General features: G+C 60.4%; 7 protein-coding genes. 1 reads left to right on the forward strand and 6 read right to left on the reverse strand.

From position 1 onward, the window contains the following. Positions 1–44: 44 nt before the first annotated feature. The 6 genes from E3T51_RS15545 to E3T51_RS15570 form a co-directional block, all read right to left on the reverse strand. Positions 45–977, reverse strand: a complete 933-nt coding sequence (locus E3T51_RS15545) for an HAD-IIA family hydrolase (protein WP_241989375.1) — start codon at positions 975–977, stop codon at positions 45–47. Then, the gene (locus E3T51_RS15550; RefSeq protein WP_134530627.1) at positions 974–2,476 is read right to left on the reverse strand and encodes a xylulokinase; all 1,503 of its coding nucleotides are present in this window, start codon (positions 2,474–2,476) and stop codon (positions 974–976) included. Before E3T51_RS15550 ends, E3T51_RS15545 begins: the two co-directional genes overlap by 4 nt. Continuing rightward, positions 2,473–3,915 carry an iron-containing alcohol dehydrogenase gene (locus E3T51_RS15555; RefSeq protein WP_134530628.1) on the reverse strand — a complete coding sequence of 481 codons (1,443 nt, stop codon included), beginning with the start codon at positions 3,913–3,915 and terminating at the stop codon, positions 2,473–2,475. Before E3T51_RS15555 ends, E3T51_RS15550 begins: the two co-directional genes overlap by 4 nt. Beyond that, on the reverse strand, positions 3,912–4,835 hold the full coding sequence (locus E3T51_RS15560) for an ABC transporter permease (RefSeq protein ID WP_134530661.1): 924 nt from the start codon (positions 4,833–4,835) through the stop codon (positions 3,912–3,914). Before E3T51_RS15560 ends, E3T51_RS15555 begins: the two co-directional genes overlap by 4 nt. Before the next feature lie 117 nt (positions 4,836–4,952). After that, on the reverse strand, positions 4,953–6,563 hold the full coding sequence (locus E3T51_RS15565; RefSeq protein WP_134530662.1) for a sugar ABC transporter ATP-binding protein: 1,611 nt from the start codon (positions 6,561–6,563) through the stop codon (positions 4,953–4,955). A 79-nt stretch (positions 6,564–6,642) separates the two neighbouring features. Beyond that, positions 6,643–7,620: a substrate-binding domain-containing protein gene (locus E3T51_RS15570; protein WP_166806515.1), complete on the reverse strand. Its 978-nt coding sequence runs from the start codon at positions 7,618–7,620 to the stop codon at positions 6,643–6,645. Positions 7,621–7,951: 331 nt separating this feature from the next. On the opposite strand from E3T51_RS15570, the gene E3T51_RS15575 reads away from it, so the two are divergent. Then, the gene (locus E3T51_RS15575) at positions 7,952–8,674 is read left to right on the forward strand and encodes a GAF and ANTAR domain-containing protein (protein WP_338145167.1); all 723 of its coding nucleotides are present in this window, start codon (positions 7,952–7,954) and stop codon (positions 8,672–8,674) included. Positions 8,675–8,958: the final 284 nt, after the last annotated feature.

The raw sequence follows: 8,958 nt of genomic DNA on the forward strand, positions 1-8,958 counted from the left end.
CTGCGTTCGCGAGTGAATATTCATTCGCGTTATGAAACTCTATGCTACGCACTTCCGGGTTCCACTGCAAGCGATACCGATGGAACATCAGACCAACCAAGTTGATGCCGTACAGCCGCCGGAATGACATGGTCCACTCGGTCAAGAATGTAGGTCGGCTGGTCCGCTGCAGCAGTGCGCGCCACCGAGTCGAGGTCGGCGTCTCCGGTGAGCACGAGCGCGGAGTCCATCCCGGCATCCACGGCCATTTTCACATCCGTGTAGAGCCGATCACCCGTCATCAGACACTGCTCTGGCCGTAACCCGAGGGTCGCCATTACCGTCTCGAGCATTATCACGCTGGGCTTCCCCGCATTGGCAACACAGGACACTCCGGTGCACGCCTCGATCGCCGCGACGATCGCGGCCGCGTCAGGCTCCCCGCGGCCGCCAGGAAAGGGGCAAAAGCGATCCAGATTGGTAGCCACCAGGATCGCATCCCGCTTCCATAAAGCGTCAAATGCTATTTGAAGCTTGGAATAGTCGAAACTTCGGTCATAGCTCGCCAAGACAATCTCTATCTCGTCCGGGTTGGAAGACGTCAGGATGCCAGCCTCCCGCAGGGCCGCTATCAGCGGCTGTTCAGCAATCGGGTAAACCGTTTTACCGGGGTGTTCGCGCCTGAGCCAGGCGACCATACTCACCACTGAGTTGACGACCTCCTCTGGCGCAACCTGAATGCCAAGTTTCGTGAGCTTGGAGACGTACATTGCCCGGTTGAGCGTCGGGTTGTTCGAGAGAAACACCACCCGACGTTTCATCTCGCGGAGGTGCGCCAGGAGCTGGAGCGCTCCGGGAAGAAGCTCCTCGCCCAGATAAATGGTGCCGTCCAGGTCGAAGAGATACGCGTCGTAGACCCGTTCGGGCAGCGTCCGCGGTGCGTAGTCACGCGTCGACGCCGCGGATAGGCCGACGCTGATCGCCGTTGTCTCACTCACGCCATCACATCGATCCGGTCATGGAAGAAGGAGCGGAACGCTGGGTAGATCGCTGCATATCGGCGGTAAAGCGTTTCGTAGTCGTCGGCCGCTACCTGGCTGGGTTCGTATCGGAGATCGGTAGCACTCATGGCCTCGGCGGCATGGCTAATACTCGGGAATAGTCCCGCCCCGAAGGCCGCGAGCATGCCGGCACCGAGACAGGTTGTTTCCCTCTGGCGCGACAATACAACGGGTCGGCGCAGAACATCCGCGATTATCTGACACCAGAGCGGGCATTGCGAGCCGCCCCCCATAGCTACGAACTCTGTCACCGTCTCCCCCGTTGCTTGCTCAACCTGGTCTTGACTAAGCCGCAGTTCGAATGCCACGCCCTCCAGAATGGCGCGGTAGATGTGGCCGCGACGGTGCACGCCCTGGAGGCCCACCATGATGCCGCGGGCCTCATGGTCCCAGTACGGCGTGAGCGCACCGTTCCAGTAGGGGACAACAAACAGGCCGTCACTGCCGCGAGGCACGACCGCCGCTTCCGACTCGAGGTTCGCCTCGACCCCGCCGAGAAACTCCTCCGAGGTATGAATGAACGTATCGATGAACCAAGAGATCATGTAGGTACCTGCGCCCACAAAAGTTTCGTACGCGAAGCTGCCCGGTATCGTACCCAGCATCGCGCGATACGCCCTGTCGGGCTGATAGTGAGAGCAATACGTTCCTGAGATCAGGCCGGTACCAATATTGAGGTACGCTCGCCCGGGCGCCGCGACCCCCGCGCCGAGGCCTGCGCATTGGCCGTCACCGGCTCCCGCGACGATGAGCGTGCCGGGAAGCAAGCCGAGAAGCTCGGCGGCATCGACGGTGAGGCCTCCCATGACGTCTCCGGGAGAGTGCATGGTCGATAGTTGAGAGCGATCGAGACCGAGGTGCGTCAGGACGGCTGCGTCGTAATCGCCGGTTCGAATGTCGACGAGGCCAGTGGGGTCCATACTCGCCGTCGAGGTCGCCCAGAGGCCGGTCATGCGGTGAACCAGATAGCCATGCACCTCGACGACGTGCGCCGTACGACGCAAGTTCTCGGGTTCGTGCTCGGCCATCCATAGCAATTTGTAGTACGAAACGGTGGTGTTCGGTGGCTTACCCGTGCGGTCGTGCACATTGGTAGAACCAAATCGGTCCACTTGTTCGCCAGCCCTGGAATCGAGCCAAAGCATTGCGGGTCTGACGGCTTCGCCATCGTCGTCGAGGCAGACGAAACTCTCGCGCTGGTGGGTCACGCTGAGGGAGACGACGCGGCTGATGTCGAGTCCCGCGACGGCACTACGCACTGCGCTTTGCATAGCTGTCCACCATTGGCGCGGATCCTGTTCGCCGCGGCCAGGTGCGGGGATGCTCAAGTCAAGCTCGGCCCGCCCACTGGCCACCTCGGTGCCATCCGTGTTCCAGACACTCGCTTTCGCTCCGGTGGTTGAGCAGTCCACCGCGATGACCACGCGATCACTCATGATGTCGGCTCACTCTCCGTCTGAAAGGCCTGTTCAATTACTGCATCCACGTCGGCCGACGTCCACCACCCGAGCAGGAAGAGCAAGTCAATGACAGTAAAGCGATCGCGCATGAAGAGACAGTTCGCTACGGCCCACCGCCAGATATCCGGGGTCACCCAGTCCAAAAGACCCCCCGGCGTGGTCGGTGAGCCAGCGGCGCGAAGACCGGCAGACAACGACCCGGGCGTGGGAACCGTGGCAGCGATAGCGACACCATCCGCGACAGCATTGGCGACAAGGCCCTTCATTCGCTCGGGGTCGACGTTCCACGCTTCGATCTTGCGCGCGTAATCGGACCAGCATTCCTCACCGCGACCGCCTGTCTCGTCGCACACATCGAACGCTCGCTTCACCAGCTGCTCGAGGTCGCTCGCTGCGGGGAAACGGAGGGTGATCTCACCCTCGGCGACTCGGCGACGCAAGAGGTCCCATGCTGCGGACGCAACCTGAGTTGCAACGCCAACCTGAGCTCCATGGAGACCGGTCGGTAAATTGTGGGCTGCGGCGTACATGTCGAGCATATGCGAGACGACATGCTCAACACCGGAGAGGCAGGCCGTGGTACCCGCAATCCCTGTGCCCATTCCGCGAATAGCGAGCATCCGCGTGAGGTCGAGCACAGCTCCAGGTGCACCCTCGGAGAGACCGTCTGCCCAGGTGGCGGGGTCTCCCGCGAACTCGAGCAGGAAATCCCGCGGAGTCAGTCGAAAACTGCTGTCGAAGCCCAGGCAATTGGCGAGATTCCAGTCGGCAGGAGCGGTATAGAGCGAAAGCACCTCACCGAAACCAGCAGTGTTCATGGCGACGGGGGCGTCTCTGATTGTCGTCGTGTCGGCGAGCACTACGTCGGGCCACCGGGACGGGATGGTGCGCTTCACCCCATTGCGCAAGACCACCGAGACGTTGTCGGTAAAGCCGTCGACAGATGCTGCGGTCTGCACGATCACGAGCGGGATCCCACCGAGGCGGTCAGTCGCCACCTTCCCGATGTCAGAGATAGTGCCGCTACCGATCGCAACGGCGCAGTCATACCCTTTAATTGCAGCCGTGGCAGTCTCGAGCGCTTTTTCGTCGGCGTGCAGCTGTCCCCCATGGCCAAGCACGACAATATCCACCACGAACGCTTCGGCAAGGAGCAGGCACAGTTGCTGTTTCAGATCGCGGCCGTCGCGCAGAATGGCCGTCTCGTCGACCAGTACTGCGACTCGGCGCGTTTCCGTTGGCCCTTCCGGTATCAGGCCTTTCACCGCGGAGACTAAATTGAAGCTTGCTTCGGGTGAAATCACCAGTGAGCGGATGCCGAGCGGCACCAGTTCGGCCGCGTCGGCTGTTGAGGCGATGACCGCGCGGATCGCGTCGAGGTCGGTGGGATCGGTGATTGCGGCGAATGTACTCATGTGTGTCTTCTGCTCGACTTTCGGTCGGTGAGCACCGCGGCGGCGATAACGGCGCCAATAACGACGGGCTGGAGGTTGGCGGAGACGTTCAGGAGCGACATTCCGTTATTCAGGACTCCGATTATGAGGAGTCCGACGAACGTGCCCAAAAGGCTGCCCGAGCCGCCAGAAAGGCTGGCACCGCCGATGACCACTACGGCGATAACGTTCAGGAGGTCAGCAGCGCCAGCGGTGGGCTGAGCGGAGTCGAGTCGTGATGTCACCAGTAGACCGGCTATCGCGGCGAGTAATCCGGCGATGGTGTAGACCAAGATTTTGGCGCGGCGCACGGGAAGTCCGGAAAGGCGAGCAACTTCCTCGTTTCCACCGATCGCGTAGAGCGCACGGCCCGACGGCCTGAACTTGAGCCAGAATGCCGCAATAGCAAATATCGCGACGAGAATGACGCCCTCAATAGGAAGGCCGAGAATGCTCGTAGCTGTGATCGCAATGAACCAGTCGGGGAACCCCGTGATTGGGTTGCCATTCGTGATGAACAACGCGAGGCCCGCCGCTGCTGACATAGTTGCCAGAGTTGCGATGAACGGCTGCAGTTTGCCGTAGGCGGTAAGGATGCCGTTGATGAGACCGACGAGGGCACCCACGACGAGGCCCGCGAGGAACGCAACCTCGAATGGCCACCCGGCCATTTTGTACATGGCGGCCATAGACATCGAACTGAGCGCCAGCACGGAGCCAACGGAGAGGTCGATACCGCCCAGGAGGATGATCAGGAGCGCTCCGACCGACATAACGCCGACAGCCGAAACCTGGCTCAGGATATTGAGCAGGTTGCGAGGGGTCAGGAAGTACTCGGAGAGGAATGAGAGCGCGACGAAGATGACGATCAGGCCGATCAGGGGACCGGGAATTTGGCTCATTGTTCGCCGGAACCGACCGGTGTTGTCGGACGCAACAGACGGCGGCGCGACCGCGCCGTGGGCAGGAGTAGCGTCTGGCCGAGGTGGTGTGACGTTGCGGTCGACTATGGCCATGGTTCAGTTCTCCTGTGTTCTCATCGGCGTTTGATACTCTGCTTCGCCGTCGATCGGCGACTCGAGTGGGGATTCTTTTGGCACGTTGCTGAGCGCAAGGGCCATGACTGCTTCCGGTGTAGCGTCCGCGCGGTCGAGAATCGCACGCTGGAGGCCACCTGACATCACGAGCACGCGGTGCGACAGGCCGAGTACTTCTTCAAGTTCTGATGAGACGACGATGACGCCGACACCGGTTTCGGCCAGCGCTCTGATGGTCTCGTAGATCGTCATCTTCGCCCCGACGTCGACGCCCCTGGTGGGCTCGTCGAGAATGAGCACCTTGGGCTCGTTCACCAGCCACTTCGCCAGCAGCACCTTCTGCTGATTCCCGCCAGAGAGAGACCCCACGGGGATGTCGAGCCGTCCGCGGATGTCGAGGAAGTCTCGTAGCTTGTTCGCGGTGGCCGTCACCTTCTTCTTGGTGATGATTCCCGCAGAGCTTAACTTTTTCTCCCACGGAAGGGTGATGTTTTCGGCGCCGGTTCGGTCCAGGTTGAGACCTTGGCCCTTCCGATCTTCGGGAACCATCGCGATCCCTGCGTCGATGCCCGACCGTGGGTTTTTGATGTGAACGACCTCGCCGCGCACGCTGATCTCGCCCGCGTCGGCCTGGTCCGCCCCCGCGATGGCGCGCACCACCTCGGTCCGACCAGCTCCCACGAGTCCAGCAAAGCCGAATATTTCACCCCGCCGAACATCGAAGTCGATGCCCGCGAATACCCCAGCCTTGCTCAGCCCTTTGACAGACAATGCGATCTCGCCAGTAGCGGCCTGTGGTGCCCGGTGCGCGAAGACGAAGTCGCGGCCAACCATTGCTTTGACCATTTCGTCTTTGGTGATCTCACTTGCTGGCCAATTTCCCACCAACGCGCCGTCCCTGAGGCACACGATCGTGTCCGCGACTTCTTTGATCTCTTCCAGGCGATGGGAGATATACACGATTCCAACGCCCCGTTGTCTCAAAGCTGCAATTTGAGCGAAAACGTGCTGGGTTTCGGATTGTCCGAGTGAAGCCGACGGCTCGTCGAAAATGATGTATTTCGGTTTGCGAGAGAGGGCGCGTGCGATCTCAATTTCCTGCTGCGCCGCGATGGAAAGCCCGGCAACGGGGCGGCGCGGGTCTGTCTGGGAACCGACGAGCTCGAGGTATTCTTTCGCCTCGTCGTTGATGCGATTTCGATCAATCACTCCTCGGCGCCGAGGCAGCCGCCCAATGAAGATATTTTCCGCTACCGACAGCTCCTGCACCATACGAATCTCTTGATGAATGAGAGCGACGCCGTGTTTCAATGCGTCTGAGGGCCGAGCTGGTTCGTAGGGAACACCGTCAATGGTCATCGAGCCCGCGTTGGCTTCCACTATGCCCGCGATGATGGACGACGTCGTCGACTTGCCGGCCCCGTTCTCGCCGATGAGTCCGATGACGGTTCCGGGCCGGAGCGTCAATCCGACGTCCTTGAGCACGGGAATTCCCCAGTAGCTTTTCGAGAGCCCGGTGCAAATGAGACCCGCAGAATCTCCGCGTGCCTGGCCGTCGTCAATTGTCTGTTCTAGTGTCTCTACCACTGTCATCCATTCATCGCGATCGGAGTAGGACCGGTGGGAGACATTCCAACGAAGTCTGGACGTCTCCCACCGGTGATATGTTCGATTACTTGAAGTCAGGACCGTAGAACTTCGCGGGATCGTTTTCAGCAACGTTCTCGCTGGTGACGAGCACCGTGTCCTGATACTGGAGTTCGGGAATATCGCTACCGTTTCCCTCGGCAATCTTCACCGCATCCTGCACGGACATTTGCCCCATGAGGTACGGCTGCTGGGCCATTGTGGCCTGGGTGAGTCCGTCTGCGACCGCCGTGAACATCGTCGGGAATCCGTCGATACCCACAAATACCAGGCCGGAGCGGCCCTCCTGCTGGGCTGCCTTAGCTGCGCCTAGAGCCATGGCATCGCTTTCGCCGAAGATTCCCTTCAAGTTGGGATTTGCCGTCAGGATGTTCTGCGCGGCGGTGAATGCCTTGGTCTCGTCCCACCCTGCTGATTCCTGACCGACAACTTTGACGTCGGGATAGTTCGCCAGTGCGTTCGCGCACCCTTCGCTTCGCTGCAACTCCGCGGTGGAGCCAAGCGGGCCTTGGAGAATTGCTATGTCGCCCGCGCCGCCGATCTGGTCGAACATCCAGGTGCACAGCTTTTCGGCTGCCGCGACACTGTCCGTCGCGATGTAGGTCGCAAGTTTTCCGTTGCCAGACTCCGGCTTTTGGTCGACGGCGATGATCGGAATACCGGCGTCGTTGGCCAGCTTGACGCCGGCTGCAGCTGATGTCGCGTCCTGGGCGATGAAAATGATCACATCAACCTGCTGGGTGATCAAATCCTGAACCTGGTTGACCTGCTGACCGGAATTGTTATTGGCGGAGAGCGTGACGAGCTTGTAACCGGCCTCGTCCGCAGCCTGCTCCATTCCGTCCACGGCCGCGACATAGAAAAGGGACTTTTGGTCCGCGACCGCGATGCCAATCGTTTTGCCATTGTCGCTGCCGTCAGCGACATTGGCTGTTGGGACGACAGTCGGGCTGCAGCCGGTGAAGAGCAGAGCCGCCGACAACGCGGCTGCAGTGGCAATCATACATTTTGGACGAAATTTGATGCTGTGCATGGGTTTCTCCCTTGAAACTACTCACGGTTCGGTGCATATTTATTCAGTAGCTGATCGACCATGCGGTCTGAATTGAGTGTTACATGGCCCTGGAGGTCTGTCAAGACCCGTTGGTTCAAGCCGGATGGCCTGGCTGATAGATCACGCCGGCCGTGAAGAATCCGACGGCGGCGCGAATAAATCACCCCCGACGGTAGGACCGCCGGTGAAGAACAGCAGGGTGTCGCCGCGCGGGAAGCCTTCCTCCCAAAACACTGAGATTCGGGCAGAGGTCGTTACCAATTGTGGGATGGAGTCCAGAATGGCAGGCATGACGAACTTGTCTCGCGCCTCGCTGGTGAGCGGAGCATTTGTGCAACTGGCGGACGCTCTAGTGGGCGAGTACGATTCCGCTGATCTCCTGCGTACTTTGGTCGATCAGTGTGTTGTATTGCTCGACGCCACGGCAGCGGGTCTTCTGCTGGCGGACCAACGTGGCAATCTTCAGGTCATCGCCTCCACGAGCGAGGAAAGTCGCCGTGTCGAAGTACTTCAACACCAGGCCGGAGCCGGTCCCTGCTTTGACGCGTATCGAGCCGGCATGGTGGTCACGCTGAGCGATATTGCAGCGGACGGCAACGACTATCCCGAGTTTCAGGCGGCGGCGCTGGCCCAAGGCTTCCAATCCGTACATGCCATTCCGATGCGCTTTCGTCCAAATACGATCGGCGCACTGAATTTGTTTCGAAATCGGAAAGGCGCGTTGAGTGATGAGGATGCGGTCATCGGGCAGGCACTGGCCGACGTTGCCACCATCACTCTCCTTCACGAACGCACAGCTAGAAAAAACGCGACGGTGAATGCTCAACTTCAGCACGCACTGAACAGCCGGGTTTTCATCGAGCAGGCAAAGGGGGTCATTGCGGCACGCAACAACATCAATATGGATGAGGCCTTTAAGCGCCTCCGTGCGCACGCCCGTTCGCGCCAAGAGCCCATGCACAGAAGTGCCGCTGACGTCATCAACAATCTCGTACTGATCTAGGCGAAGTATTTCCTGCGGCGCAGGAAGCAAAGCAGGCCAGTCACCATCAGTCGAGCGAGTCGAGTGCGCCGGTTGACTCGGTGACTTTCAGAGCCGTGTCCAGGGTGGGGCTGCCGGCGCTGGGTCACTGGTGTGGGCTCGGGTTGTGGGGCAGTGGGTTTGTGGTGGGGTGTGCGATGAGGCGGGCCTCGCGTGCTGTGTGCACGTGGGGCCCGCCTGGTTCCTGCGAGGGAATTCTGGGGTGGGGTTAGCCGGGGTGGTTAGCCTTTTTTGATGACGACGGG

This window comes from Cryobacterium serini (assembly GCF_004404025.1).
Classification (GTDB): domain Bacteria; phylum Actinomycetota; class Actinomycetes; order Actinomycetales; family Microbacteriaceae; genus Cryobacterium; species Cryobacterium serini.

Bases quoted from the DNA above. Each gene is read 5' to 3' on its own strand.
- E3T51_RS15575 (WP_338145167.1), top strand. From the start codon at position 7,952: ATGGCAGGCATGACGAACTTGTCTCGCGCCTCGCTGGTGAGCGGAGCA.
- E3T51_RS15565 (WP_134530662.1), bottom strand. From the start codon at position 6,563: ATGACAGTGGTAGAGACACTAGAACAGACAATTGACGACGGCCAGGCA.
- E3T51_RS15560 (WP_134530661.1), bottom strand. From the start codon at position 4,835: ATGAGCCAAATTCCCGGTCCCCTGATCGGCCTGATCGTCATCTTCGTC.
- E3T51_RS15550 (WP_134530627.1), bottom strand. From the start codon at position 2,476: ATGAGTGATCGCGTGGTCATCGCGGTGGACTGCTCAACCACCGGAGCG.
- E3T51_RS15555 (WP_134530628.1), bottom strand. From the start codon at position 3,915: ATGAGTACATTCGCCGCAATCACCGATCCCACCGACCTCGACGCGATC.
- E3T51_RS15570 (WP_166806515.1), bottom strand. From the start codon at position 7,620: ATGATTGCCACTGCAGCCGCGTTGTCGGCGGCTCTGCTCTTCACCGGC.